The 26,191-nt window shown below is 67.2% G+C and carries 20 protein-coding genes and 1 tRNA gene; 11 read left to right on the forward strand and 10 right to left on the reverse strand.

Going from position 1 to position 26,191, the window contains the following annotated elements; all coding sequences use genetic code 11:
- The first annotated feature begins 153 nt into the window (after nucleotides 1–153).
- The 3 genes from KIH74_RS20075 to KIH74_RS20085 all read left to right on the forward strand — a co-directional run bounded on the left by KIH74_RS20075 (nucleotide 154) and on the right by KIH74_RS20085 (nucleotide 1,839).
- Complete coding sequence (locus KIH74_RS20075; RefSeq protein WP_214157544.1) at nucleotides 154–903, forward strand: hypothetical protein; 750 nt, start codon at nucleotides 154–156, stop codon at nucleotides 901–903.
- A gap of 4 nt (nucleotides 904–907) precedes the next feature.
- Complete coding sequence (locus KIH74_RS20080) at nucleotides 908–1,213, forward strand: hypothetical protein (RefSeq protein ID WP_214157545.1); 306 nt, start codon at nucleotides 908–910, stop codon at nucleotides 1,211–1,213.
- Between the two features lie 194 nt (nucleotides 1,214–1,407).
- The gene (locus tag KIH74_RS20085) at nucleotides 1,408–1,839 is read left to right on the forward strand and encodes a hypothetical protein (protein ID WP_214157546.1); all 432 of its coding nucleotides are present in this window, start codon (nucleotides 1,408–1,410) and stop codon (nucleotides 1,837–1,839) included.
- 726 nt (nucleotides 1,840–2,565) lie between these two features.
- Here KIH74_RS20085 and KIH74_RS20090 read toward each other — a convergent pair.
- Nucleotides 2,566–3,423: a GntR family transcriptional regulator gene (locus tag KIH74_RS20090; RefSeq protein ID WP_214157547.1), complete on the reverse strand. Its 858-nt coding sequence runs from the start codon at nucleotides 3,421–3,423 to the stop codon at nucleotides 2,566–2,568.
- Between the two features lie 219 nt (nucleotides 3,424–3,642).
- On the opposite strand from KIH74_RS20090, the gene KIH74_RS39450 reads away from it, so the two are divergent.
- From KIH74_RS39450 to KIH74_RS20120, 7 genes are all read left to right on the forward strand, one after another.
- Nucleotides 3,643–4,038, forward strand: coding sequence for an SCO3933 family regulatory protein (locus tag KIH74_RS39450; RefSeq protein WP_443669982.1), 396 nt, complete (start codon nucleotides 3,643–3,645; stop codon nucleotides 4,036–4,038).
- Nucleotides 4,035–5,552, forward strand: a complete 1,518-nt coding sequence (locus KIH74_RS20095) for an FtsK/SpoIIIE domain-containing protein (RefSeq protein WP_214157548.1) — start codon at nucleotides 4,035–4,037, stop codon at nucleotides 5,550–5,552. The genes KIH74_RS39450 and KIH74_RS20095 overlap by 4 nt, the downstream gene beginning before the upstream one ends.
- Nucleotides 5,552–5,749: a hypothetical protein gene (locus KIH74_RS20100; RefSeq protein ID WP_214157549.1), complete on the forward strand. Its 198-nt coding sequence runs from the start codon at nucleotides 5,552–5,554 to the stop codon at nucleotides 5,747–5,749. The genes KIH74_RS20095 and KIH74_RS20100 overlap by 1 nt, the downstream gene beginning before the upstream one ends.
- Nucleotides 5,746–5,919 (forward strand): hypothetical protein, encoded by a 174-nt coding sequence (locus KIH74_RS20105; RefSeq protein WP_214157550.1) that lies wholly within the window; start codon nucleotides 5,746–5,748, stop codon nucleotides 5,917–5,919. Before KIH74_RS20100 ends, KIH74_RS20105 begins: the two co-directional genes overlap by 4 nt.
- 147 nt (nucleotides 5,920–6,066) lie before the next feature.
- Nucleotides 6,067–7,542 carry a replication initiator gene (locus KIH74_RS20110; protein WP_214157551.1) on the forward strand — a complete coding sequence of 492 codons (1,476 nt, stop codon included), beginning with the start codon at nucleotides 6,067–6,069 and terminating at the stop codon, nucleotides 7,540–7,542.
- A 2-nt stretch (nucleotides 7,543–7,544) separates the two neighbouring features.
- Nucleotides 7,545–7,838: a helix-turn-helix domain-containing protein gene (locus tag KIH74_RS20115; RefSeq protein WP_214157552.1), complete on the forward strand. Its 294-nt coding sequence runs from the start codon at nucleotides 7,545–7,547 to the stop codon at nucleotides 7,836–7,838.
- A 94-nt stretch (nucleotides 7,839–7,932) separates the two neighbouring features.
- Nucleotides 7,933–9,189, forward strand: a complete 1,257-nt coding sequence (locus tag KIH74_RS20120; RefSeq protein ID WP_214157553.1) for a tyrosine-type recombinase/integrase — start codon at nucleotides 7,933–7,935, stop codon at nucleotides 9,187–9,189.
- A 198-nt stretch (nucleotides 9,190–9,387) separates the two neighbouring features.
- On the opposite strand, the gene KIH74_RS20125 is transcribed toward KIH74_RS20120, so the two are convergent.
- Nucleotides 9,388–9,461 (reverse strand) — tRNA-Ile (locus KIH74_RS20125).
- 87 nt (nucleotides 9,462–9,548) lie between these two features.
- Nucleotides 9,549–10,037, reverse strand: coding sequence for a DUF3566 domain-containing protein (locus KIH74_RS36650; protein ID WP_246572733.1), 489 nt, complete (start codon nucleotides 10,035–10,037; stop codon nucleotides 9,549–9,551).
- A 10-nt stretch (nucleotides 10,038–10,047) separates the two neighbouring features.
- Between KIH74_RS36650 and KIH74_RS36655 the strand changes: the two genes are divergently transcribed.
- Nucleotides 10,048–10,533 carry a hypothetical protein gene (locus tag KIH74_RS36655; RefSeq protein ID WP_246572734.1) on the forward strand — a complete coding sequence of 162 codons (486 nt, stop codon included), beginning with the start codon at nucleotides 10,048–10,050 and terminating at the stop codon, nucleotides 10,531–10,533.
- Between the two features lie 482 nt (nucleotides 10,534–11,015).
- On the opposite strand, the gene gyrA is transcribed toward KIH74_RS36655, so the two are convergent.
- From gyrA to dnaA, 7 genes are all read right to left on the reverse strand, one after another.
- Complete coding sequence (gyrA, locus tag KIH74_RS20135) at nucleotides 11,016–13,676, reverse strand: DNA gyrase subunit A (RefSeq protein WP_308113917.1); 2,661 nt, start codon at nucleotides 13,674–13,676, stop codon at nucleotides 11,016–11,018.
- A 101-nt stretch (nucleotides 13,677–13,777) separates the two neighbouring features.
- Nucleotides 13,778–15,790 (reverse strand): DNA topoisomerase (ATP-hydrolyzing) subunit B, encoded by a 2,013-nt coding sequence (gyrB, locus tag KIH74_RS20140; RefSeq protein ID WP_308113939.1) that lies wholly within the window; start codon nucleotides 15,788–15,790, stop codon nucleotides 13,778–13,780.
- Nucleotides 15,791–16,150: 360 nt separating this feature from the next.
- Nucleotides 16,151–16,579, reverse strand: coding sequence for a DciA family protein (locus tag KIH74_RS36660; protein WP_308113918.1), 429 nt, complete (start codon nucleotides 16,577–16,579; stop codon nucleotides 16,151–16,153).
- Nucleotides 16,580–16,949: 370 nt separating this feature from the next.
- Complete coding sequence (gene recF / locus KIH74_RS20150) at nucleotides 16,950–18,119, reverse strand: DNA replication/repair protein RecF (RefSeq protein WP_214157557.1); 1,170 nt, start codon at nucleotides 18,117–18,119, stop codon at nucleotides 16,950–16,952.
- Nucleotides 18,120–18,290: 171 nt separating this feature from the next.
- Nucleotides 18,291–19,205, reverse strand: a complete 915-nt coding sequence (gene gnd, locus KIH74_RS20155) for a phosphogluconate dehydrogenase (NAD(+)-dependent, decarboxylating) (protein WP_214157558.1) — start codon at nucleotides 19,203–19,205, stop codon at nucleotides 18,291–18,293.
- A 19-nt stretch (nucleotides 19,206–19,224) separates the two neighbouring features.
- Complete coding sequence (dnaN, locus tag KIH74_RS20160; RefSeq protein WP_214157559.1) at nucleotides 19,225–20,355, reverse strand: DNA polymerase III subunit beta; 1,131 nt, start codon at nucleotides 20,353–20,355, stop codon at nucleotides 19,225–19,227.
- A gap of 2,579 nt (nucleotides 20,356–22,934) precedes the next feature.
- Nucleotides 22,935–25,478 (reverse strand): chromosomal replication initiator protein DnaA, encoded by a 2,544-nt coding sequence (gene dnaA / locus KIH74_RS37850; protein ID WP_308113919.1) that lies wholly within the window; start codon nucleotides 25,476–25,478, stop codon nucleotides 22,935–22,937.
- Between the last annotated feature and the right edge of the window lie 713 nt (nucleotides 25,479–26,191).

Raw genomic sequence — 26,191 nt, forward strand, 5'->3', positions numbered from 1 at the left:
CCGCCAGTCCTCTCTATAGCGCGGGGTGGTTACACGTGGACGTGTTCTGGGTGCTATCTGCCTGCCGATCTTCCGGCTTGACTTATCGCCGTCGGATGGAACTGGCATTTGCCCGTGGCACCTGAAACCGGGCATGGATATGGGGGACAGGCGATGACGGTCAAGCCCATGGCGGTCGGATACCAGCGCGCAAGGGGCGGACCCGAGGCACCAGAGGTCGTCAACGGCCGGCGCGTGATGTCCGCCTTCGCCCGGCGTGAGGGCTACTCGCTCACCGAGGTCTTTGAAGAGAACGACCCGACCAAGCCGACTGCCGCTCTGAACGCGCTGGTGGACGTCATCAAGCGACTCGAACTGCGCGTGGTCATCGTCCCCAACGTCTGGCACCTGGGACGAACAGCGTGGACGCAACAGGCGACTCGTCGCCTCATCGAACGGGCAGGTGCCCGGGTGGACGTAGCGGAATCTCCGAGAGACGGGGGCGAGCCACGCAGGGGGGGACTCGCACCGACCGGGGACGACCAGACTCCTGTCCGGGCACCTGCCACACCACCTCACCGGGATCACCCGCGTCCTCGATTGGTGCGCATGGTTCCGCAGGTACGCCGAACCGTATGGACCGGGCGACTGGAGGTTCCGCTCTCCGATCGTCGGGACGTCCGTACTGGCGCTCTCTCGCTCGTCGCGCGGCTGGACCATGTTCTGATCTGGCACGGTTCGCGGCTGCTGTGCGTCCTCGATCGGGACCGCCTGCGCCGATGGCTCCGTGATCCAGCGTCGGCCTACCCACAGGATGACGTCACGCTGTCGCGGACTCGGCGCGGTCGTCTTCAGTTGCTGTTTGACGGGGCTCCACAGCTGGTCTCGCGCGAAACCGTTCATCACCTCGCGGCGGTGGTCTGACGCCGTGATCCCGGAGCAGAACACCCCTGACCTCGAAACTGTCCGCCTCGATCGGTCCAGCTTGGACGCGGCCTTGCAGGAACGCGGCCTGGTGGTGCTGGCGGTCGGTGAGCACCGGGCTAATCCCGAGGTGCTGACGGTGTACCTGAACGGTCCGTCCGGACAGTGGGCGAACGGCACCGCGCGAGACTTGATCGCCTCGGTCCCCGGCGTCATCGCGGTCACTGAATCCGTCCCAACTCCAACAATCTTGCTGGTCAGGGTCACCCCGCCCGGCCAACGGCGCCGGGGAGGCGATGCCGCCGGCTGAGCGCGATGGGCCGGATCGCCCTCGACTCTGGGGAGGGCAAAGGGCGATCCGGCTGGAACGCTGTCACGTCCCGATGTCAGATGGTATCGGGCTGTAAGCACGTAATACGCAGATGGTCCTTTTCTGGGCGCGTCCCTGCTCCGTGCTTGGTTCCGATCCCGTGTTGAGCAAGGCACGGCTATCGGGAGATGAGATTGGTTCCAGAGTCGGAAAATGGCTCCCCTGAGGACGGCTCGGCATCTGGCCGGCCCGGGCGTGATCGCGCCGGACGCTGGTGGTCTGGAGATGAGAAGGCGGATGCGGTCTGGTTCGCCCTGGCCGATGAGCTGGCCCGCAACCGTACGTCGGACCCCAGCGCGGAGCTGATCGTGCCTTGGCAGTCGACGACGGTGGGAGACGTTCGCGCTCTGATGGACGCCTACCGTGAGGCTCGGGCCCTGGTCCAGCGATTGCGGGCCGCACTGACCGCGCTCGGCCTGGGTGATCAGTTCCCGGGGCTCGGCGCCTCCGTCGATGCCGATGGCAAGGCGATCGTCACGCTGGGGGCGGTGTCGGTCGGCGCTGCCGAGCGGCTGGAAGCGGTTCTGCGGTCGAGTCCGCCGCCATCTGATCGCCGGGCAGCATGACGGTCAGGAGCTGGGGAAACGTGGCTCCGCGCATCCCCGGCTGAGATTCGCGGTCTGGCCGCCGCGTCGTGACCGGCGTCCGCGCCGCATGCGCGGCGCGGGCGGCCCCGGACCGCGCCAGCGGTCCGGCTTGATGAAGTAAGGGCAACTTTCTACAGCTCACACGCTGGACAGATCGACCCGACCTATCGCTATCGCAGGGATGCCGCGACGCTTGGGGCCGGGGTAATCGTGCGCTCTTCCGTACAGCGCTGGAATTCGAAATCTGCGTATCGCGGAGCCCAGATGGGGCCGACGCAGTCTTGAGAAAGGACGCCTCGGGACCCTCCAGGGTCTTGGGTGGTGTCCGTTATCACCTGTACTCGCCCATCAGATTCGGCGTGGTAGGTCCGCGAGACGCTGCCGCCTTCAACCGATGGGCCTGCCAGTCGCAACGTGGCGGGTCTGTCGGCTGCGACGGCGTCCAGAAGACACGAAAAGACCTCTTCAGGAAAGAGTTGGCCTTGCTCGTGAACGTGCGAGCCACAGTCGACCGTCGTTGTTCCTGAACTGTCCGTAGCCGCTGTCGTCGCCGTTGATGCTGTGGTGGCTTCTGCGCCAGTCGATTCTGGTGCAGAGCATCCGGCGAGCATCAGGAGGAGGCTGCTCGCGACCCATCCGTTCCGCATCTCTGTCTGTCGGCGTGCTGCTGCGCCAACTTGAGCCCGCTGTCAAAATTCCGATGCCTCAAGCGGGGAAGCTGAGAAGCGTAGCCCGGTCTGCTGGGATACGGGTCTCCTCGACCAGGAGCGGGCGGGATTCGCGGCCCTGCGTTGTGCGGACGTGGATTATCAGGGGTACTCCGGGGCTGATGTTGAGGGTGGCAGCGTCGTCGGGGCGGGGCATTTCAGCACGGGTTCGGTCGGTCCATGCGAGCGTGTGACCGGCGTCGGTGAAGGCTTGATATAGCTCAGTTGGCAGTCGGAACGGGTCGTCCTCCAGGTGGAGATCGTCCACGATGGCGAAGGGCAGCCAGGTGCGGTGCATGACCTGCGCTCCGCTGGTGTGCAGGAGCTGGCGCTCCAGAACGAAAACGGGCTCTGCTGGCGGAATCGCTAGTGCTTCGGCGTAGATCCCGGCGTTCGTCCGGTAGCGGGAGGGCGTCTCGACCTCAGCCCAGCCGTCTGTGTCCCAGGTCCGATAGTGGGGCCCGTCCGTGGCATCGATCTTGACGATGGTCGGGTCGAACTCAAGGCTGTTTCCCGCTGCGATCGTGTGGGTTTCGCGGACGCGTGATGCTCGGCCGTGTTCGGTGGTGATGAGGCCGGCTGCGCGGAGTGCGGCGATGGCGTGGCGGACGGTGATTCGGGAGACGCCGAACTCGGCGATCATCGCGGTCTCGCTGGGGATCGCCTCGCCGGGGGGAAGCTCGCCGGTCTCGATGCGTTCGCGCAGGGTGAGAGCGATCTGCTCGTAGCGGGGGAGCCTGGCCCGCAGGGCCCGAGTGGTTCGATCCGGTGCCCCGTGGCCGGCGATCAAGCTTTGAGTTGCGGGGGTCGGGGTGTCGTTGGTGGGGGTGGTCTCGTGTGTGGGCGGCTTGCCCATTGGCGGTGCCCCTTCCCTGCTGCGATCTGCGGCGTCGCGCCTGATCGTCCTTGGTGTGTCAGCCCGGCCCTGGGTGGCGTGTGCGGCTGTGTCCGGCGATGATCGGCTCATCTACTCGTCATCATAAGTAGTTGACTCCGGGGCGTCCACGTCGTCTACTCGTACCTGCACTCGTCATAACGAGTTGATGAGTTGCTTCACGGGAGGCTGGTGGTCTGGATGAGGACAATTCCGGTGGACGTCTCGGCGTTCGAGGCGTGGTTGTGCGTGATGCTCCCCGAGCCCCGGGTGGCGAACCCCGACACGGGGGAGCTGCGGAAGGACCGGGAGAGCGGTCAGACGATGTACCAGGTCGGGGTCTGCGCGATCCAGGGACGCAATTCCTCGGTGATTCAGGTGACCGTCGTCGGGGAACCCCAGGGCCTGACCCTGGGTGCTCCAGTGAAGGTGGTCGATCTCCAGGCGACGCCGTGGGATCGCGACGGGCGATCCGGGGTGGCTTGGCGGGCCTCGGCTCTGGCTCCGCTCCAGGCTCCGACGGGTGGCCGGGCTACAGCTGGGGCTCCTGGCAGCCCGGCTGGTTCGGGTGCTGCGGGTCGGGGTGAGGCCCGATGAGGTCGTTCCTGGTGAAAGTCGCTGCGGTGCTGGCCGTGCTGTGGCTGTTCAGTCGGGTTCGGGGTGTGATGTCGGGGGTGTTCGGTTCGGCGACTCCGGTGGCGTGGCTGGTTCTGCTGGTCACGCTGGTGTTGGTATGGCAGTTCTCGCTGCGGCTGCGGGAGGCTCGTCCGTGGTCGTGGTGGCCGGCCTTCGGGGCACCGGTTGCGGTGTTCTGGATGCTGCGGACCTGGGCGGCAGCCTGCGAGGAACTCGGTCTGTCGGTTCCGGAGGCTCGCTCCGGGCGGTTCGGGCTCATCAACGGCCCGGCCGGCGGCCTGGTCGTGAAGGGTTCGCCTCTGAAAGTCGTTGCGCCACGGCGGGTCGGACTGAGGGTCCGGGATAACGGGCTGGAGGTGCGGGTGCGCCTGGCGCCGGGGCAGACTCCGGTCCAGTTCGAGCGGGCGGCTGAGGGTTTCGCTCATGCCTGGCGGGTTCATCGGGTTCGGGTCAAGATCCCTCGGCCGGGATTCGTGAGCCTGATCGGGCTGGGCTTCGACCCGTTGCGGCATCCCAAACCTCGCCGGGATGCGCCGGCGGTCCTGGCCGCTGCGGAGATGCCGGCCAGTCCCGAGGACGGGCAGGAACGCGCCGAGTACCCCTCGGAGCTGGCGCTGCCGACGTCCTTCGAGGCGACGCCGGAGGACCTGTCGGTGAACGTAGGTATCCGGGAGGACAGCCAGGCCTGGCTGCTGGATCTGATGCGGCGCCCGCACTACCTGGTGTGCGGAGCCACCCGCTCGGGCAAATCAACACTGACAGTCCGGCTCATCGCCGAACTATCGAAACGCCCCGTCGGTCTGGTCGGGATCGATGCCAAGAACGGCATGGAACTGTCCCCGTTCGGACCACGCCTGTCGGCCCTGGCCGTCAACCGCGCCGAAGCCGTGGCCGCGATCGAGGGCCTGCTCGGAGTCCTGGAGCTGCGCTCCATGACCTGCCGCGATCACGGAGCCCGATCGATCTGGGAACTGCCGGCCTCGGTCCGGCCGTGGCCGATCGTCGTGGTCGTCGATGAGGTCGCCGAACTGATGCTCGCTGCCGACAAGGCTGGCAAGGAGGAAGCGGCTCGCTGTATCCAGGGGCTGATCCGGCTCGGGCAGCTCGGGGCAGCGCTGGGGATCCACCTGTGGGTGTCCGGGCAGCGCTTCGGATCCGATCTCGGCCCGGGCGCAACGCTCCTGCGGGCGCAGTTGGCGGGGCGGGTGTGTCACCGGGTGGCCGATGCCGAAACGGCCGGGATGACGCTGGCCGGCCTCCCGGCAGAGTCGGTGCTCGAGGCGCAGAAGATCCCGGCTGACCTGGCCGGGGTCGCGGTGGCCGGGGACGACTCCGGGGCCTGGCACCTGGTCCGCAGCGATCCGCTCGACATCACCGAAGCAGCCGCGATCGCGGGCCAGTACGCGAGCCTGCGCCTGGATCTGCCCGAGGTTGAGGGCGGCGTACAGGCCGTGCGGATGGGCGGTGGCTGGTAATGGACCTGGCCACCCTCGGCTTCCTGGTCTTCGGTGCCGTGCTGTGGGCGATCTGGCGATCCGGAGAACTGCGCGGCTTCCAGGTCCTGGCCGCCGCGCTGGTCGGGTTCTTCCTGGCCAGCTCCGCCATCGCCCCATCCATCTCCACCGCAGTTCAGACCGTGTTCGACTGGGTCAGCACCTGGAGCATCGCGTGAACCACCACCAGCCGCGCCCGACGTCGTTCCTGCGCGGGTTCGCGGACGTGGACTGCCCGGCCTGCCGGGGCATCGGGGAAACCTCCATCCCGGCCTGGGACCGCACCTGCAAGAACGAGAACGGCCGGCAACTACGATGCCGCCGCTGCCGAGGCACCGGCCTGCTCTAAACAGCCACTCCAACAGCCAAACTCGGGAGGTCATCGTGTTCATCACCAGCATGACGGGCTGGCCCGTCCAAGGTGCTCACCCCACCTCGGACGGGCCGGGCACCCCGGCAGCAACCGTGAAACAAGCAAGAACCGGTAGGTGGTTGAATGGCGAAAAAGACTGCAAGGAAACAGAAGAACGATAGTCAGCAACTCACGCTTGGCCTGGGCCTGGCCCCGGAACTGGCCGAGCTGATCGAACAGGTCAACCGTCCCGATCACCGCGCCTGGCTGGATCAGGTGCAGCGTATCGGCGGCTGCTCCCATCCCCTGCACATGCGCGGCTCCACTCGAATCATCGACAAAGCCACCGGCCGCGTCGACCGGGAGTTCAGCAGCCGCGACGCCCCGGACGGCATCATCCTCGTGCGCTGCCGCAACCGCCGCGCGGCCGTCTGCCCCTCCTGCGCCCGCATCTACCAGGGAGACCTGTTCCAACTGGTCAAGGCAGGGTTGGCCGGCGGCAAAGGCGTTCCCGAATCCGTCAGTGCTCATCCCCGGGTGTTCGTGACTCTGACCGCCCCGTCCTTCGGCGCCGTCCACAGCTCCCGTGATGTCGGCCGACGACAGGTCAAGCGTGGCGGGCACCGTGACGGCAGGGGGGTGTGCCACCCTCGGCGCGGCCCGGACTGCGAACACGGGCGCCCGACCTCGTGCTTCGCCCGGCACGCCGACGCTGACCCTCATGTCGGAACCCCGCTCTGCGCGGAGTGTTACGACTACCGGGCTGCCGTCGTCTGGCAAGCAAACGTCGGACGCCTGTGGGAACGGTTCTGCATCTACCTGTCGCGTCACCTCGCCCGGCACAGCGGCATCTCGCTCCCGATCGTGCGGAAGATACTGCGTCCCTCCTACGTCAAGGTGATCGAGTTCCAGCGGCGCGGCCTGGTCCACGTCCACGCTGTAATCCGCCTCGACGGACGAACCGACTCCTCGGACATCGCTGCTGCTCCATCCTGGGCAAGCGCGGCGGTGCTGAGGGAAGCGGTGATCTCGGCCGCTGGCGCTGTGCTCATCGCCCAAGAGGCCGGTGACGCTGGGGCCTGGTCGCTGCGGTGGGGTCCGCAGGTGGACGTGCGCGACATCGGCGAACACCTCGAACGCGGAGAGAGCATCGCCAAAGTCGCTGCCTACGTGGCCAAGTACGCATCCAAGGGCAGCGAAGAGACCGGATGGAACCCGCAGAACTGGCAAGAAACTCCTCGCGGACGCCACGCCGCGACGATGGTCCACACAGCTTGGGCGCTGGCAGAGTTTCCCGAACTGGATGGCCTCAAGCTGCGCAGATGGGGCAAGGAACTCGGATACCGAGGGCACGTCTCGTCCAAGTCGCGGCAGTACTCCACCACGCTCGGCGAACTGCGCGCCGCACGAGGCACCTACCGCCAACAGGCTTCTGCCGGCACCGACGCAGAACAGACGGTCAGCTCGGACGTGATCGTCCGATCGTCCTGGCAACTCGTCGGCCACGGGTACAACAGCGGCCAGGCACTGCTTGCCTCGCAAGTGGCCGGCGAACGGGAAAGCTCTCGCTTGGCAGCCCGGGATGCCCGAGCAGACCATGCCGCGTCGGAGGCCACGTGAGCATGGCCGGCGAACTGCTGAATCCTGATGGGGATCGCCTTCTGACCCTGACAGAACTCTGCGCGTGGCTCAACATTACCGAGCGCCATGCCCGGAAACTGGTCGAGCGAGACGCTATTCCATACCGCAAGATCGGCCACCTTCTGCGATTCAGCGCCCGCGAGGTAGATGCCTGGTCTCGGCCGGATAGAAGGCCAGCAACCGAGCCGCAAATTGTCATTGAAACGCCTGTCAAGCGTCCCCCAAGACCCAGCAGTTCGGCGCCGCTTCGACTTCCAAAGTCGCTGCTGGACTGAATTTTTCCCAAGAGCAAAGGCATCCCACCTGGTAGGATCACTCTCAGCAACTCTTCGGTGGGCGTTGAGTTGCACCCAATAATTGGAGATCGAAATGAGCCGCAAGGACTCATCAGCGTTGCCGAGTGGCATCACTCGAAAGACGCGGACCGTCAACGGCGAAAAAGTTGAGATGACGTCAGCCGACGGGACCCCTATCTTCCGGGTTCGCGCCTGGGACGCCGTGCTGAAAAAGCAGGTTGAGCGAAATGTGGTCGGCCTGCGCGAAGCCAAAGCGGTGCTCGCCGAATTCAGCACGGCCAAGTCGAGGCCGGGACCGATCCAGGCCGAGAAGATCCGTTTCGCCGATGTCGCCGCACGGTACGTGGTGGCTTACAAGACGAAGCGTGACGGTACGCCTCGCCCCAAGTCGTCGGTGGCGAAAGAGCGGAATGTTCTCAATGCCTACTTGCTGCCGACCTTGGGCCGGGCTTGGATCGGCGACCTTGATCTTCCGGACCTGAACAACTGCATCCGAAGATTGAAGCTCCAGGACGGCGCAGACGCCTCCCCAAGTACGAAGGGAACCGCAGCGGCTGTCCTCAGGCGGCTATTCATCTGGGCTCGTGAGGACCGCCTCATCACGATGAATCCGGCGCTGGAGCTTCGCACGGGCTGGGGTGCTCCAGCTCGGCGGCGCGTGGTTGTTCCGAGCATCCCGCAGGTAACCCGCTTGGCGAGCGCCCTGGACCATTTCAAGCCGGGCTTGGGTGACGTTGCTGTCGTCATGGCCTTCGTCGGGCTTCGCTGGGAAGAGATCGTTGCCGTTCCTGCGGATCAGGTGGACCTGGACCGACAGACAATGCTGATCAACCGGACCGCGAGTGAATCTGGCGGACGGCGCGATGTGCGCGAGGACATGAAGACTGCTTCGGGGGTCAGGACGGTGACTATCCCGGACGTTGCTGTGCCGGCTGTCAGGCGTCTTCTAAAGAAGGGGGAAGCCGGACGGCTGGCGAGTGAGGGCAAGCACTACAGCCGCTTGGTGAACGGCGATCGTGGTGGGTTCTTGGGCTATGCGACCTGGCGGAAGTTCCTGGCCCTGGCTCAGGGCTTCACCGCTGGCCATGAGGACGGGATGGTCAAGTACACGGCTCACGAGCTGCGCCACGTCTGCGCGTCGCTACTGATCGCTTCTGGAGCCAGTGACCTCCAGGTGGCCTACCAGATGGGGCACCGGCGGATAGAGACCACGAAGAACATCTACGGGCACCTTTTCATCGAAGACCGGTCAGCGCTGCTCGTCGCGATGAACGCAGCGGTAGGGCGCCTGCAAGTGGCCTCGGACGAGTCAGCAACAGCTGCCGCCTGAGCAAACCCACTCTCGAAAGCCCTCGAAGCCATGGCGGCCTCGGGGGTTTTCGCATGTCTACCTGGGCAAACAGCGAACGCCCCAGGAGGTGGGCTCCCGGGGCGTTCGGTCTGCGTGGCCTCAGAAACTAGGGCTTCTGTAGGGCCAGCGTTAGGGCTATCGATCTGTCTTGCCAGCGTTCCAGCTGGTCAGACTGGGTGGGCCTAAGTGGACTTGAACCACTGACCTCTTCCTTATCAGGGAAGCGCTCTAACCGACTGAGCTATAGGCCCTCCGCGAGTGCGTCACCCGTGGTGACGACCGCCTGAGAAGGTTACCGCAGTGGGCCCGGCTCCCCCAAACCGGGCCCCCGACGAATCTCAGTCGTCGGACAGAGTGACGCGCACACCGCCGACGAGACCGGAGCTGAGGTTGTACAGCAGCACCGACACGGTGGACAGCGCGGTGAGGATCAGCGCGTTCACCGCACCCAGCACGATGCTGATCGACAGCACCTTGCCGAACCCGACGTAGTCGTAGATGTCGAAGCTCGACTCGGCCGTGTCCAGACCCAGCGTGTTCAGCATCTCGTTGAGCGAGTCGAACACGCCCATCGCGCTGAGCACCATCCACAGCACGCAGACGGCGATCACCAGGGCGATCGCGGCCGCGACGGACAGCAGGAACGACACCTTCAGCGCCGACCAGACGTCGATGCTGGCGACCGTGAGCCGGGCGACACGCGGGGCGTCCGGGTCACCCGAGCGGTCGTCGCTGTTGGCCTGGAAACCGCTGGAACCAGCCTCGGGACGACTGCCGGAGTAGTTCGAGTCCCTCGCGTCCGCGGCTCCCGGACGCGGCTGCGTCATCGGGCGGGGCGTGGTGGAGGGACGCGGACTGGCCGGGGCCGCCGGGCGGGCGGGAGCCGGCGCAACGGCCGACTTCGCGCTGGGCGACTTCGCACCGGGCGCGGGCGCCGCCGCGGGGCGGGGCGCACCGGCCGGCTTGGAGCCGCTCGCGGAACCGGAACCCGCACCGTTCGAGGACGACGAGCCGCCCTGGCCCGGACGGCTCGGCACGCTGGAACGGGCATTGCTGCCACCGGCGGCGATGGCGCGGGCCGCGGCCGACTCGGCCGGGCCGCTGCCGGCCGGCTTGGCCGGCGCCGACGGCGGGCGGGTCGCGTCGCTGGAGGAGGACGGGCGGCTGCCCGACGAACCCGACGACGGCGCGGAACCCGCGGGACGCTTCACCGGCGGCGCGCTGTTGCCGCTCGCACCCGAGCCGAGGGCCGGACGGTTCGGCGGAGGGCTACCCGCCGGGCGGGCAGACGGGCCGCTCCCTGGCTGGTTGTTCCGCGGCTGACCGGACTGGCCCGGCTGACCGGGGCGGGACGGGGTGCCGCTCACCTGGCGGGGGGCGGCGTTGGACGAACCGGACGAGGAGCTTCCGTTGCTCGCCGGACGCGCGGGCCCACCGTTGCCGGTGGGTCGTCCCTTCGCCGGTGTCCCGGACGACGAGGGCTTGTTGCCCCCGCCGGAGACACTGGGCGATGCATCGGTCGTCATCGGAGAGGCTCCCCCACCCGGTTTCGGTGCTGACGTGCTCGCCGGTCGGTTCTCCTTGTCCGGACTCACGTCTCACCTCCACGCTCAGCAGCCGGCGGTACACGCCGTCAGAAATTGGTCAGATTCACAAGGATCGGCGATGCCGAACATGGGCACCAACAACACCCGTTTCAAGCCGATCCTAGCGCTCTACGGTTGGATTCCCGACCCTAGAGCATGTCATCCCGGCCGTCTTGTGAGGGAGCTGTTACACACGTGACGGCCGGGATGGACAACCGATCAGGCGTCTGAATCGTCCTCGTCGCCGTCCGATACCGCACTTTCAGTCGCGGCGTCGCTGGCTTCGCCCGATTCGGCCTGTTCAGCCGGGCTTTCGTCGGAGTCGGCGATCACCGTGGCAGAGTCGGCTGAGAGTTCGCTGGGCGCTGCGTCTTCCGCACCCAGCTCCTCGTCGTCCTCGAGTTCCGAGGTCTCGGTGTTCTTCGCCACCGCGATGATCCGGTCGTTCTTGTCCGGCTTGGCGAACACGACACCCATCGTGTCGCGGCCCTTCGCCGGCACCCCGGCGACGGACGAACGCACGACCTTGCCGCGCTCCATCACGATGAGCGCCTCGTCGGTCTCGCTGACGATCATCGCGCCGACCAGGTCGCCGCGCTCCTCGGTCAGCTTGGCCACCTTGATGCCCAGGCCGCCGCGGCCCTGAACCCGGTACTGGTCCACCGGAGTGCGCTTGGCATAACCGTTTTCGGTGACGATGAAGACGAACTCGTCGGCGCCGTCCTTCACCACGTCCATGGACAGCAGCTGGTCGCCGTCGCGGAACTTCATGCCGGTGACGCCGGAGGTCGCGCGCCCCATCGGCCGCAGGGCGGTGTCGTCGGCCGTGAACCGCACCGACATACCCTTCTTCGACACCAGCAGCAGGTCGTCGCTCTGCCCGACCAGGCGGGTGGAGACCAGCTCGTCGCCCTCCCGCAGGTTCACGGCGATCACGCCGCCGGCCCGGTTCGAGTCGTACTCCGCCAGGCGCGTCTTCTTCACCAGACCATCACGTGTGGCGACGACCAGGAAGTCGGCGTCCTCGTAGGTCCGCAGATAGAGCACCTGGGCGATCTGCTCACCCGGCTGGAACGCCAGCAGGTTGGCCACGTGCTGCCCCTTGGCGTCGCGCTGGCCCTCGGGCAGCTCGTACGCCTTGGCCCGGTACACCCGGCCCAGGTTGGTGAAGAACAGCAGCCAGTTGTGCGTGGAGGTGACGAAGAAGTGCTCCACCACGTCGTCGCTGCGCAGGGCCGCCCCGCGGCTGCCCTTGCCACCGCGGCGCTGGGCCCGGTACTGGTCGGAGCGGGTGCGCTTGGCGTAGCCGCTGCGCGTGATGGTGACGACGACCTCTTCCTCGGGGATGAGGTCTTCCACGTTCATGTCGCCCTCGAACGGCAGGATCTGCGTGCGCCGCTCGTCGCCGAACTTGTCGACGATCTCCTGGAGCTCCTCGGAGATGATCTGCCGCTGCCGCTCCGGCGAGGCCAGGATCGCCTCGAGGTCGGCGATGACCGTCTCCAGCCGGGCCAGTTCTTCCAGGATCTTCTGGCGTTCCAGGGCGGCGAGCCGGCGCAGCTGCATCGCCAGGATCGCGTCCGCCTGCACCTCGTCGATGTCGAGCAGCGAGATCAGGCCGCTACGCGCGTCCTCCACCGTGGCGGAGGACCGGATCATCGCGATCACCTCGTCGAGGGCGTCGAGCGCCTTCACGTAACCGCGGTAGATGTGCGCCTGCCGCTCGGCGTCCGCCAGCAGGAACCGGGTGCGGCGCACGATCACGTCGACCTGGTGCTCCAGCCACAACCGGATGAACTTGTCCAGGCTCAGCGTGCGCGGCACACCGTCGACCAGGGCCAGCATGTTGGCACCGAAGTTGTCTTGCAGCTGCGTGTGCTTGTACAGGTTGTTCAGCACGACCTTGGCCACCGCGTCGCGCTTGAGCACGATCACGATGCGCAGGCCGGTCTTGCCCGACGTGTCGTCGCGCATGTCGGCGATGCCCTGGATCCGGCCGGAGTCGACCAGCTCCGCGATCTTCACCTTCAGGTTGTCCGGGTTGACCATGTAGGGCAGCTCGGTGACGACCAGGCAGGTGCGGTTCTGGATCTCCTCGACCGTCACGATGGCGCGCATCGTGATCGAGCCGCGGCCGGTGCGGTACGCGTCCTCGATCCCGCGCGTGCCCATGATCAGGCCGTGGGTCGGGAAGTCCGGGCCCTTGATCCGCACCAGGAGCGCGTTGAGCAGCTCCTCGTCGTTCGCCTCGGGGTGAGCCAGCAACCACTGGACGCCCTCGGCCACCTCGCGCAGGTTGTGCGGCGGGATGTTGGTGGCCATCCCGACCGCGATCCCGGCCGAGCCGTTGACCAGCAGGTTCGGGAAACGCGACGGCAGGATGTCGGGTTCCTGCGTCTTGCCGTCGTAGTTCGGGGAGAAGTCGACGGTGTCCTTGTCGATGTCCCGGACCATCTCCATGGCCAGGGGGGCCATGCGGCACTCGGTGTAACGCATGGCGGCCGCCGGGTCGTTACCCGGCGAGCCGAAGTTGCCCTGCCCGTCCACCAGCGGGTAACGCAGCGCCCAGGGCTGGGCGAGCCGGACCAGGGTGTCGTAGATCGCCGAGTCACCGTGCGGGTGGTACTGGCCCATCACGTCACCCACGACGCGGGCACACTTGTTGTAGCTGCGGTCGGGCCGGAACCCACCGTCGTACATCGCGTAGAGCACGCGCCGGTGAACGGGTTTCAGGCCGTCCCGGACGTCGGGCAACGCACGCCCGACGATCACGCTCATCGCGTAGTCGAGGTACGACCGCTGCATCTCCAGCTGGAGGTCGATCGGCTCGACCCGGCCGGGTTCAGGCAGTGGCGGGATGGTCGGCGGCTGCTCGGTCACATCGATCCTTCGTTCTCACCCGGCGCCTGCGCAGCCGGTTTTCGATTGAGGACGACGAGAGACCCGGACGGGCTCCTCGTCGTCCTCCGTTCGAGCTCAGCTCAGATGTCGAGGAAGCGGACGTCCTTGGCGTTCCGCTGGATGAACGAACGCCGCGACTCCACGTCCTCACCCATGAGGATCGCGAAGATCTCGTCGGCCGCCGCCGCGTCTTCCATCGTGACCTGCAACAGCACCCGGTGGTTGATGTCCATCGTGGTCTCGGACAGCTCGTTGGCGTTCATCTCGCCCAGACCCTTGTAGCGCTGCACGCCACCGTCGTCCTTGGGCAGCCGGCGGCCGGCCTGCTGACCCGCCGCGATCACCGCGTCGCGCTCCCGGTCGGAGTACACGTACTCCGGCTCGTTGCCCTTGCCTGCCCACTTGATCTTGTACAGCGGCGGCTGGGCCAGGTACACGTGACCGTGCTCGACCAGCGGGCGCATGAAGCGGAACAGCAGCGTGAGCAGCAGCGTGCGGATGTGCTGGCCGTCGACGTCGGCGTCGGCCATCAGGATGATCTTGTGATAGCGCAGCTTCGACAGGTCGAAGTCCTCGCTCACCCCGGTGCCGAACGCGCTGATCAGCGCCTGCACCTCTTGGTTCGCGAGAACCTTGTCGATGCGCGCCTTCTCGACGTTCAGGATCTTGCCACGGATCGGCAGGATGGCCTGGGTGCGAGGGTCACGGCCACTCTTCGCCGAGCCACCGGCCGAGTCACCCTCGACGATGAAGATCTCGCACTCCTCCGGGTGCGTGCTCTGGCAGTCGGACAGCTTGCCGGGCAGGCCACCGCCACCGAGCAGGCCCTTGCGGCGCGTGGCCTCGCGGGCCTTGCGGGCCGCCATCCGGGCCGCGGATGCCTGGATCGACTTGCGCACCACGTCGCGCGCGTCGTTCGGGTGCGAGTCCAGCCAGTCGGTCAGCTCGTTCCGGACCACGCGCTGCACAAAGGTTTTCGCCTCGGTGTTGCCCAGCTTGGTCTTGGTCTGGCCCTCGAACTGCGGCTCGGTCAGCTTCACCGAGATGACGGCGGTGAGCCCCTCGCGGATGTCCTCACCCGCCAGGTTCGGGTCCTTCTCCTTGAGTAGTCCCTTGGCCCGGGCGTACTCGTTGATCAGGTTGGTCATCGCCGCACGGAAACCCTCTTCGTGGGTACCGCCCTCGTGCGTGTTGATCGCATTGGCGTACGTGTGCACGCTCTCCGAGTACGCGGACGTCCACTGCATGGCCAGCTCGAGCGCCATGCCCTTGTCTTTGTCTTCAGCCTCGAGGTAGATGACCTCGGGGTTGATGTTCTCGTTCTTCTTGGACGAGTTCAGGTGCTTGACGTAGTCGATCAGGCCGTCGTCGTACTTGTACGTGACGCTGAACTGCTTGCCGTCCTCGTCCGCGTGGTCGGCGCGCTCGTCGGTCAGCGAGATCCGGAGGCCCTTGTTGAGGAAGGCCATCTGCTGGAAGCGCGTGCGCAGCGTCTCGTAGTCGAAGTCGGTGGTCTCGAAGATGTCGGCGCTCGGCCAGAACGTGACCGTGGTGCCGGTCTCGTCCTCCGGAATGCTCTCGCCCTGCGCGAGCGGGGCCTGCGGAACACCGAGCTCGTAGGACTGCCGCCACACCGAGCTCTTCAGGTGCACCTCGACATCGAGCTTGGTCGAGAGCGCGTTCACCACGGAGACGCCGACGCCGTGCAGACCGCCGGAGACGGAGTAACCCCCACCGCCGAACTTGCCGCCCGCGTGCAGAACGGTGAGCACGACCTCGACCGCCGGCTTGCCTTCCGAGGCGACGATGTCGACCGGGATGCCGCGGCCGTTGTCAACGACGCGGATACCGCCGTCGGCCAGGATCGTGACCTTGATGTCGTCGCAGTACCCGGCCATCGCCTCGTCGACCGCGTTGTCGACCACCTCGTAGACGAGGTGGTGCAGACCGCGTTCACCGGTGGAGCCGATGTACATGCCGGGACGTTTGCGGACCGCTTCCAGACCTTCCAGCACGGTGATCGCGCTGGCGTCGTACGCGACGCCGTCGGCACCGACGACGGTCTCGGGGGTGGTCTCAGGGGCGCTCGGTATCGTCTGTTCGGCCACGAGTGGGGGGACTCCTGAAGGTTCAAGGGCCGGTGACTCACGCCAGCGCGGCCGACGGTACGGGCCCGAGGGGTGACCCGCTGAGTGCGGTTCCCCCGGCGCCGCCGAACGCCCCCATCATATCTGGTCCCTGCCCGAATTCGCTCATCAGCGGGCCCAAACGCGGCAGGTATCTGCTTCCCTAAGGGCCGCGAGCACACTTGTGCCGCCTCAGCCCGCCCCATCGTGACTCCCGATACGTCTCTGAGGGGGCTGTAAAGCCTGAGCGGCCTCCAGGCTCGCCGCGCCATCACCCGCAGACGGGCGGTGACGGAGACCGGAACGCACCGTTTGTGACGATTACGGTCACCCGTACGTGTCTCCTGGGCCCTTGGATCCGGGCGCCACCCGGGGCCCGTGCCGCCACGACGGCGCCGACGGGCCCCGCACCACGATCCGCGTGACAGTGCCCTCACCCACCTCGCGCGCGAGCAGGCCGAGCAGGTTGTTGCTGAGCAGGCGCACCTGCGTGGCCCAGGCCGATGAGTCGGCGCCCACCGTGAGCACGCCGTCGACGAAGCTGAGCGGCTGACAGTGCCCGGCGACGTCCGGGCCGACGATCTGGTCCCAGCGGCCGAGCACCCCACCGACAGCCACCGTCTCGGTCCAGCCGCGCTCCGCGATCAGCCGGCCCATCACCTTGTCGATGCCCTGTGGATCACGGGCGTCGGGGTGTGCACCGGAGCGGGTGTTGGCTCCCTCACGACGTTCCCGGGCCCGGGCGGCCGCTCCCACCCGTCCCGGTGCCCCCGGTTTATCCCCACGTGCGGCGGCCGCCGCTCGCGCTCTCCCCAGGGCTGCGCGGACCGCGTCGGCGCCGTTGTCCACAGCCCCCTGTGGATTATCTCCGGTGCCTTGACCTGCGCGGACACCTGAAGAACCGGGTGCGGGAAGGATGACGTCACGGCTGCGGTCCACACCTGAACGAGACTCCGTATCCACACGGTTTTCCACAGTGGGGACGGCGTGTCGGCGACTTCTTTCCACAGGCTGGGCGGCGTTTCCCACAAGGTGTGGGGAACTTGTGGATAAAGGCTGTTCTTTGTTCGTGGCCGAGTTGTTGCGAGCTCCGGGCCTGCGCCGTTCGTTCCGGTCTGCCCTGCCGTCAGTGGACACGCGTCACCGACCCCTTCACCACGTCCACCCGGCCGCCGCTGAGGGCCTTCGGCACGTCCTCCGCCACCGCGGCCGTCACCAGCACCTGTTCCGCGCCGGCCACCAGCTCGGCCAGACGCTCCCGGCGGCCGGCGTCGAGCTCGGCGAACACGTCGTCGAGAATCAGGACGGGCTCGGCCGACTCGTCGCCGTCCCCACGCAGCAGGTCGTACGAGGCGAGCCGCAGAGCGAGAGCGAACGACCAGGACTCGCCATGACTGGCATACCCCTTGGCCGGCAGACCCCCGAGGTTCAGCAGCAGGTCGTCGCGGTGCGGCCCGACCAGGCTGATCCCCCGGTCCAGCTCGGCGCCGCGCTGCTCGTCCATCGCGGAGAGCAGCCGCTCGCGCAGGGCGTCCCGGCCGGGCACGTCCACCTGCACGGGAGTGTCCGAGGCAACGCCGCCGACGTCCTCGCCGAGCGTGCTGCGGTAGGTCAGGGTGGCGTGGCCCTGCCCCAGGCTGACCGACTCGTAGGCCGAGGCGACCAGCGGGGTCAGCGCCCGCACCAGGTACAGCCGGCCGAACAGCAGCTCCGCGCCGACGGTGGCCAGGTGCGTGTTCCACACGTCGAGGGTGCTCAGATCCGGCTTCCGGCCGGCCCGCCGGGCCTTGCCGGCCGTCTTGAGCAGCGCGTTCCGCTGGCGCAGCACCTTGTCGTAGTCGGACCGCACTCCGGCGAACCGGGGGGCCCGCAGCACCAGCAGGTCGTCCATGAACCGGCGGCGGCCGTCCGGATCGCCCTTGACGATGGCCAGGTCTTCCGGAGCGAAGAGCACCGTGCGCAACATGCCGAGCGCGTCCCGGGCCCGGCTGACCGGCGACCGGTTGATCCGGGCGCGGTTACTGCCGCCGGACACGATCTCCAGCTCGACCATGGCCCGTCGTTCGTCCCGCTGGATGGCCGTACGCACCACGGCACGGGTGGAGCCGGCGCGGATCAGCGGGAAGTCCGAGCTCACCCGGTGGCTGGAGTGTGAGGCCACGTAGCCGATGGCCTCCACCAGGTTGGTCTTGCCCTGCCCGTTGGGTCCGACGAAGGCGGTCACCCCCGGCTCCAGCGGAAGCTCGGCGCTCTCGTAGGAACGGAAGTCGGCCAACGAGAGATGGGTGACGTGCATCGGGTCGGATCGGCTCCAGTCCGGGACGGAGGATGAGCTGGGTGGCGGGGGCCGTCGTCCATGGTCGTCCGGCGGGCGGGCGGAGTCCAGCGACCGGGGCGCCGCCCCGGAACAGGCAGAGCCGCCGGGCATGGGTTGATGCCCGGCGGCTCGCCGTCGTTCAGGTGCGAACTACTTCTGGGTGGAACCGGCGCCCGACGTCGGGCCGGCAGCCGTGGTGGCGTGGCCACCGAACTGGTTGCGCAGCGCGGCGACGGCCTTCATCGCCGGGGAGTCTTCCTGGCGGCTGGTGAAACGGGCGTACAGCGCGGCCGTCATCACCGGCGCCGGGACGGCGTTGGCGATGCACTCCTCGATCGTCCAGCGACCCTCACCGGAATCGTTGACGTAGCCGGTGATCTGGGAGAAGCCCGGGTCTTCCTCCAGGCCCTTGACCAGCAGGTCGAGCAGCCAGGAGCGAACCACGGTGCCCCGGGTCCAGGCCTTGAAGCTGCCGGTCACGTCCTTGACGATGTCCTTGGCGGCGAGCAGCTCGTAGCCCTCGGCGTAGGCCTGCATCAGGCCGTACTCGATGCCGTTGTGCACCATCTTGGCGTAGTGCCCGGCACCGATCTCACCGGCGTGGACGAAGCCCTCCTCGCGGGGGCCCTCCGGGCGCAGGGCGTCGAAGACCGGCATGGCGCGCTCGACGTTCTTCGCGTCACCGCCGACCATCAGGCCGTAGCCGTTCTTCAGGCCCCAGACGCCACCGGACACGCCGCAGTCGACGTATTCGACGCCCTTGGCGGCCAGCGTCTTGGCGTGCTCGAAGTCGTCACTGAAGCGCGAGTTGCCACCCTCGATGACCAGGTCACCTTCGGACAGCAGGTTGCCGAGTTCCTCGACGGTGTTCCGGGTGATGTCGCCCGAGGGCACCATGACCCAGACGATGCGAGGCGCGGGCAGGGCTTCGACCAGTTCCTTCACCGAGGCGACGTCGCTGACGGCCGGGTCACGGTCGTAACCGGTCACCTTGATGCCGGCCTCGGTCAGGCGCTTGTACATGTTGCCGCCCATGCGGCCGAGGCCGATCATTCCGATGTGCACGGGGTCTTTCCCTTCGGGCTTAGCCCGCGATTCGCACCGGCATCAAGAGGTACCGATAGCTGCTGTCGTCCGACCCTTCCGGGTCGGTTTGCGGCGACAGCACCGCGGGCTTGGTGGGCTGTGTGAATGACAGGCGGACCAGGGGCGAGTTCAGCGCCCCGAGGCCGTCGAGCAGGAACTGCGGGTTGAAGGCAATTGATAGTTCGTCACCAACCAGGGTCGACTCAACTGCCTCCGACGCCTGAGCATCTTCTCCTTGCCCAGCCTCCAGCGTGAGGAGTCCCTCCGTGAAGGTCAGCCGAACCGGAGTGTTCCGCTCCGCGACCAACGCGACACGTTTCACCGCGTCCGTCAGAGCCTGCGTTCCCACCAGCGCGTAGGTCGCCACGGAATCGGGGAACAACGCGCGGACCTTCGGGTAGTCGCCTTCCACCAGCAGTGAGGTGGTGCGGCGGCCGCCGGCCTCGAAACCGATCATCTCGGTCGCTCCGCCGGTGGTGAGTGCCAGGGTGACGTCGGCGCTGGTACCGAGGGCCTTCGCGACGTCGGAAAGGGTGCGTGCCCGGACCAGGGCGACGCTGCTCTGACCTGGGTCGCCAGGATGCCAGGGCAAAGTACGCATCGCGAGCCGATACCGGTCCGTGGCCAGCAGCGTGATCTGGTCACCCTCGATCTCGCACCGGATGCCGGTGAGGATCGGGAGCGTCTCGTCCCGGCTGGCTGCGATGCTGACCTGCCCCACCGCCTGGGTGAAGATGTCGCCCGCGACCGTACCCGATGCGTCCGGCATGACCGGAAGGGTGGGGTACTCCTCCACCGGCATGGTCAACAGGGTAAAACGGCCCGATCCGCAGACGACGGAGACCTTGGAGCCGTCCGTGGTCACGTCGACCGGCTTGGCCGGCAGCGAGCGGCAGATGTCGGCCAGGAGCTTGCCGGACACCAGAGCGGTGCCCGCGTCCATCACCTCGGCAGCGACCTCGACGCGTGCGGAGACCTCGTAGTCGAAGCTCGAGAGCCGCAGCACCCCGACCTCGTCCGCCTCGAGCAGGAGACCTGCGAGGACCGGGACAGGGGGGCGGCTGGGCAGCGCACGGGCTGCCCAGGCAACTGCGTCCGCCAGCGCGTCGCGCTCAACCCGGAATTTCACGGGTAACCCCTCCACAACTGGCCGATGACTGATGGACGACGCACACCCGTGAGCCCGGCGGAGGCGCCGGGCTGGGAGATGTGTAGTTCTTGCCCGCCGACACTACGCGAGTTGGCGAGGCGAGAGGAACTCGATCGGCGGGTCGCGCCCATCCGTGCGGTGTGCATGCCCGTTGCCGGCGCCCGGCTGCCGGGGCTGCTGAAAGGCCGCTGGGGGCCGTGGGGGCGATTCGGCGGCCGGGAAGGCCTGGACGCCGGATTGGTGGCTTCGTGGGGCATCTGGGCGTGCGGGGTGGCGGGGTTTGTGGTTCATGGACGACGAAGCCTCCGCGTCACCCCCACGGGGGACGTGAACACCGGCCGACTCCGGAACGGGCGCCCGGGGGGTGTAGCCCTCATGCCGGAGCACGTGGTCACCAGGCCATCGCAGACGGTGCCGCCGAAGCGCCCCACATCGCCTCACGGCCAGGCGAACAGGACCGCTTTCGCCATCCCGGCCCACGCAACGTAATGCCCGTGGCGCAATCGTTTTTCGCCAGACGCCAGAGCAGCCCCTGAGCCACCGGCAATCCATCACTCGTCACCCGTGGCCGACGCCACGACGCGGGTCGGTCCCGGGCCGCCGGATGGTCATCCCTGTGCGTCATCCCGGTGCGTTCCGGGTCTGCGCGTCAGAAACCACGCCCCCACCCCGTCCCGGAATCAGCGTGCGCCAACCCCCGACCGCTCCGTCACCGTTTCCGCCCGAACTCACTGGGCTCATCCCAATCCGCCCCGGCACGGACCCCGCCCCAGCACCGACCCCGCTCACGCCCGACCTACACGGTCGCCACGCCTCGCCCGGCGACCACCTCACCTCGCCTCACCTCGCCTCACCTCACCTCGCCTCACCTCGCCTCACCTCACCTCGCCTCACCTCGCCTCACCTCGCCTCACCTCGCCACGCCTCGCCACGCCTCGCCACGCCTCACCTCGCCACGCCTCGCCACGCCTCGCCACGCCTCACCTCGCCACACCACCACGCCCGCTCCGCCATGCCCCTGCTGCCGGCCACTCCATCCATGCCCACCGTCGTTACGGGCTCACGCCGACGCACCCAGTTGCCGATAGGGCCTCGACAGCCACAGTCATTCGAACATATGTTCGTAGTACAAGTGTTCGAATCTCCGTGTCTCTTTCCCCAACCCACAGGGCGGGCCGAGCTCGCTCGAAGCTCCAGCCCAAATGTTGGTGGATCGATCAAACTCTCGAGCAAAACAGTTTGGTGTTTGTAGTAACGCTTGTGGATTCTGTGGGTAACCCTCGTTTTTGCTGGTCAGCGCGCTAGGGGCCTGTAGATGGATGGTGGATGAATTCGCCGGATCGGTGAATGACCCGTGGATAAACCCGTGGACTCCCACAGGGTTGTCCACGGTTATCCACCGATCGTCCCCAGCTGTCCACAGTTTGCCCCCAGGTTTTGGCCCTTCATCCACGCAAAAATTCACGGTGCATCATCTCGAGTTGTCCACGGGGTGGAAAAAGGTTGTCCACGGGGTGTCAACAACCCGGTCGGCCACTAGAACCGAACTACAAACTTTTGTCGTTTTGGCCGGTCGGAGCCCAGCTTCCAAAAGCGCAGCCCTGTTGGTAGCGCCTGTGGACAACCCGGCGCCGTTCGCCACCATCCACAAAGTTTTCCCCAGCTGTGCGTGATTCGGAGACTTTATCCACGGGTGTGCACAACGTGTCGGTCCTGTGGATAAGTACCAGACTCGAGACCAGCAAAGGGCTTTCGCTGACACGCGCCCGTGGCATGGCCTCTCCTGCAACGGTTTTCCACAGAATCCATCCCCACGTTGTGCACACTGTGGACAGCTGGTCTGCCTAAACCCTCGGACCTCCGGACGGCAGCATCCCTCTTTGTCCCTGTGAGCTGCGAGAAGAGACTTCCCAACAGGACGGACCCGCCTGCCCGGTGCAGCTGCCGGTCTGTGGAAAATACTGTGGGCACTCGTGAGTAGGGTCTGCCTTCCGACGCTCCCGTGCCCTCAGAGCTCCTCGCGAGGGCCTCTAGCCGACAGCTGAGCGGCAAATGCGCTCGACAGACGTGAGGCTCATACTTCGGGACGCTTCCGGGTCCTCACGAGCTCTCGGCACCACCCTGTGCATGGTCAGGCCGACGTTTTGCAGGCCCGCAGCCGTCTGCCACGACGGGGTGATGCGCCATCCGTGCTGTCTGGGCGAGACGGGGAGCTGCCCTGGTCGACCTGTCACTGAGCCGCCCTCGCGTCATCCGCATGACCTCTGAGGGCGTCCGTTCAGTCTGCCTGCTCCCACCGCCTTCTGCACCGGGGAGGAACCCGGCCGGCGCCAGATCCGGTGCCGGACAGCACCACTTGCCCGGGACTGCACGTCCTGCCGTCATGCCCGCTCACCGGCACGAACCCTGAGACCTCAGACCGCCTGGCCGAAGGGCAGGCGGTTCCCACCGCGGCGCAGCGCCTACGGCGAGGCCGGTTCGGTCTTGCGTCGTCCTCAAACAAAACAGTTATCCCCCGGCACAGCCATCGGGCCGGGGGATAACTGGTGAAGCGCAGGTCAGGCCATGCGCGATGTCTGCTTGATGCGGTTGGTCAGCTCGGTGACCTGGTTGTAGGTGGAGCGCCGCTCGGCCATCTGCGTGCGGATCTTACGATCGGCGTGGATCACCGTGGTGTGGTCCCGGCCGCCGAACAGCTGGCCGATCTTGGGCAGTGAAAGGTCGGTGAGTTCGCGGCACAGGTACATGGCGATCTGGCGGGCGTTGCTCAGCGTGCGCGAGCGGGAAGGACCGCACAGGTCCTCCATCGTGACGCTGAAATACGCCGCGGTCTGGGCCATGATCGTCGCCGAAGTGATCTCCGGGGTGTCGTCAGCGGGGATCAGGTCCTTCAGCACGATCTCGGCCAGTGCCAGGTCCACCTGCTGACGGTTCAGGCTGGCGAACGCCGTCACCCGGATCAGCGCACCCTCGAGCTCGCGGATGTTGGTGGAGATCCGCGAGGCGATGTACTCCATCACGTCGTCCCGCACCTCGAGGCGCTCACCGATCGCCTTCTTGCGCAGGATGGCGATCCGGGTCTCCAGGTCGGGCGGCTGCACGTCAGTGATCAGGCCCCACTCGAAGCGGGACCGCATGCGCTCCTCGAACCCGGACAGCTGCTTCGGCGGCAGGTCGGAGGTGATCACGACCTGCTTGTTCGCGTTGTGCAGCGTGTTGAAGGTGTGGAAGAACTCCTCCTGCGTCTGCACCTTGTTCTGGAGGAACTGGATGTCGTCGATCAGCAGCACGTCGACATCACGGTAGCGCCGCTGAAAGGTGCTCGCCTTGTCGTCGCGGATGCTGTTGATGAACTCGTTCGTGAACTCCTCCGAGTTCACGTAGCGCACGCGCACCCCGGAGTACAGGTTCATCGCGTAGTGCCCGATCGCGTGCAGCAGGTGGGTTTTGCCCAGGCCCGACTCGCCGTACACGAACAACGGGTTGTAGGCCTTGGCAGGAGCTTCCGCCACCGCGACCGCCGCCGCATGGGCGAACCGGTTGCTGGCACCGATCACGAAGGTCTCGAAGGTGTACTTCGGGTTCAGCCGGGCCGGTTCCACGGTCGGTTTCGCGGTGGCACGGTGCCGGGCCGGCCGGTCCTCCGGGTGCGGTACCGGTTCACCGGAGGACGCCGGGGGCTGGCCGGTGGCCAGACCGTTCGGGTTGTGCACGCCCAGCGGGCTCGCGCTCGGCTGGATTCCCTGGCCGCCGTGTTCCCGCTGCGGGTCCCGGCCCTCGCGAGGATCGAACCGCTCCGTGCTCACAGTGAAGGCCGAACCCGGCGCGCTGTCCAGCGGCTTGGCTCGGTCGAAGTTACGGATGTCGATGATCGAATCCGACCCGTCGCCGGGCCGACGCGAGTCATCCCGGAAACCGTTGTCTCCCTGAGGATTTCGTTCGCGCCCGAGGGGCGCGCCAGGAACCTCGTGACGGAAACGGCCGTCGCCACGACGGTCCGGACCGAACGAGTCCGGGGCGAAAGAGTCACCCGGGTAACCGAAGAGGTCTTCCTGAACGCCGTCGACGGGCAGGTTCTCCCGCTGATCGTCACGCGGGTCCGGGGTTTCGCCGTCCTCAAGCTGTTCGTTCTCGCCGAACCGGGCACGCTCGCGCACCGGCCGCTCGAACGGCTGGTCCGCCTGGTCGGCACCGTGGTCGTAGCGAGAACTCTCCGAGCGGCCGTCCAGCTCTAGACGGGGGCCGTCGTAGCGCGGGGTGGAGAAGCGGTCGGTGCCGTCGTCGAAGCGGTCGGTGTCGGGCCGGTCCTCGTCGTGGGTCGGCTGCGACAGGTCGGACTCCGGACGAGGCACGTCCTGCGGGTCGCCGTCGTACCGGTTGTTCAGGCGCATCTCGCGCCGGCTGCCGTACCGCGGGCGTTCGCCCTCGTACCGGCCGTCGTCGAAACGTCCGGACCGGTCGGTCTCGTAGCGGTCGTCATCCGGGCGGGCACCGGGGTAGGCGCCGAACTGGCCCGGGTAGTCCTGCCGGTACTCGGGCTGGCCGGGCGGGAACTCCGGCTGATACTCGCCCTGGTAGCGGTCGAAGTGGCTGCGCTCGGCGCGATCGGTCCCGTCGGGGCGCAGGTCCCTCATGTCCGGCACAGGGCGTGAGGACGACGAGGAGCCCCGGGAACCCGCACCGTCCGCCGGAGGATCCGCCCGGAAGTCCGCACGCGGCGTGCCGAAGCCGGCCTCGCGTGACATCGGGCCACGCACCTCGTAGGTGGCGTTCTCCTCGCTGTCGAACATGCGGATGCCACCGGCCGGGGTGCGGACGTGCACCGGCTCGCTGCCCGCGAGGGAGGAGTCGACCGTGACGGCCAGCCGGATCGGGATGCCGAGATGCTCGGAGAGGAGGCCGGTGATGGTGTCCCGGACGCGCTGCTCCAGAATTTCCTTGGTCAGGTCGTTGGGGACCGCCAGGATCGCCGTGCCGTCGAGCAGACCGACCGGCCGGGCGAGCCGCACGAAGGCACGCTGCTGCGGGGTCACCCCCACCGAATCGAGCGAATCGAGGGCCCGGCGCCAGACTGAGGGAAAGTCCTCGTTCGGCGTTGCCACGCCGCTCACCTCCGTTACCCGCCCGTATCCGGTCGTTCGTCCACAGCGTTGTCCACACCCTGTGTATGAACGAGAGGCCGGACCGGTCAAGTGTGCACTCGAGCCCGGTCGAACCCGCCGGGCACCCCCTCCACCGTCGGCGGCAGCACCCGGTTTGCGAATCCCCCAGAAGTCAATGACCAGCCAGTTCGGCGTGTCGTTGCGGGTCACGGAAGCGCAAGAGAGGACCATAGCCCGTTGGGCCGCCGGATGGGTGCGGCACGAACCGTCCCGTGCGTCGAGCGGTGTCCCGCCAAATCCGGTACGCCCGGTCCCACCAGCCAGGTTGTGGATAACTTCGGGAATCCGATCCGATCCCGCAAGCAGGCACTGATCCGCAGGTGGCGGCGACTTCCGGGCAGAACGGGCCGGGGTGCAGTCCCGGTGCCGTCGACCGCCCGACCCGAGCCAGGGGAAGCACCCGATCGGACCCGCACCCGTGTGGTGCCAGGAAAGCTGCGTTGATCCTGGCTTTGATCGGTGCTTTGATCGACTGAGCGCCGTAGCCGAGCCCCGCCCTGTGGATGAGTTTGACCGAGGGCGTGTGCGCCCGTACCGTGAGAGGGCTTGACGGCGACCTCTCTTCGCATGTCCACACAACCCGTGTGGGCGTCCGATGGAGGTCGGTGTCAGCGGTCGTCATGACATTCCGTCATCGGCCGCGCCGACTACTT

The organism is Kineosporia corallincola, from assembly GCF_018499875.1.
Taxonomy (GTDB): domain Bacteria; phylum Actinomycetota; class Actinomycetes; order Actinomycetales; family Kineosporiaceae; genus Kineosporia; species Kineosporia corallincola.

What these genes read in the sequence shown, in the direction of transcription:
- KIH74_RS39450 (WP_443669982.1), top strand. Translation starts at nt 3,643, where the DNA reads ATGAGGACAATTCCGGTGGACGTCTCGGCGTTCGAGGCGTGGTTGTGC.
- KIH74_RS20120 (WP_214157553.1), top strand. Translation starts at nt 7,933, where the DNA reads ATGAGCCGCAAGGACTCATCAGCGTTGCCGAGTGGCATCACTCGAAAG.
- KIH74_RS20090 (WP_214157547.1), bottom strand. Translation starts at nt 3,423, where the DNA reads ATGGGCAAGCCGCCCACACACGAGACCACCCCCACCAACGACACCCCG.
- KIH74_RS20095 (WP_214157548.1), top strand. Translation starts at nt 4,035, where the DNA reads ATGAGGTCGTTCCTGGTGAAAGTCGCTGCGGTGCTGGCCGTGCTGTGG.
- KIH74_RS20075 (WP_214157544.1), top strand. Translation starts at nt 154, where the DNA reads ATGACGGTCAAGCCCATGGCGGTCGGATACCAGCGCGCAAGGGGCGGA.
- recF (WP_214157557.1), bottom strand. Translation starts at nt 18,119, where the DNA reads ATGCACGTCACCCATCTCTCGTTGGCCGACTTCCGTTCCTACGAGAGC.
- KIH74_RS20100 (WP_214157549.1), top strand. Translation starts at nt 5,552, where the DNA reads ATGGACCTGGCCACCCTCGGCTTCCTGGTCTTCGGTGCCGTGCTGTGG.
- KIH74_RS20115 (WP_214157552.1), top strand. Translation starts at nt 7,545, where the DNA reads ATGGCCGGCGAACTGCTGAATCCTGATGGGGATCGCCTTCTGACCCTG.
- KIH74_RS36650 (WP_246572733.1), bottom strand. Translation starts at nt 10,037, where the DNA reads ATGACGCAGCCGCGTCCGGGAGCCGCGGACGCGAGGGACTCGAACTAC.
- KIH74_RS20110 (WP_214157551.1), top strand. Translation starts at nt 6,067, where the DNA reads ATGGCGAAAAAGACTGCAAGGAAACAGAAGAACGATAGTCAGCAACTC.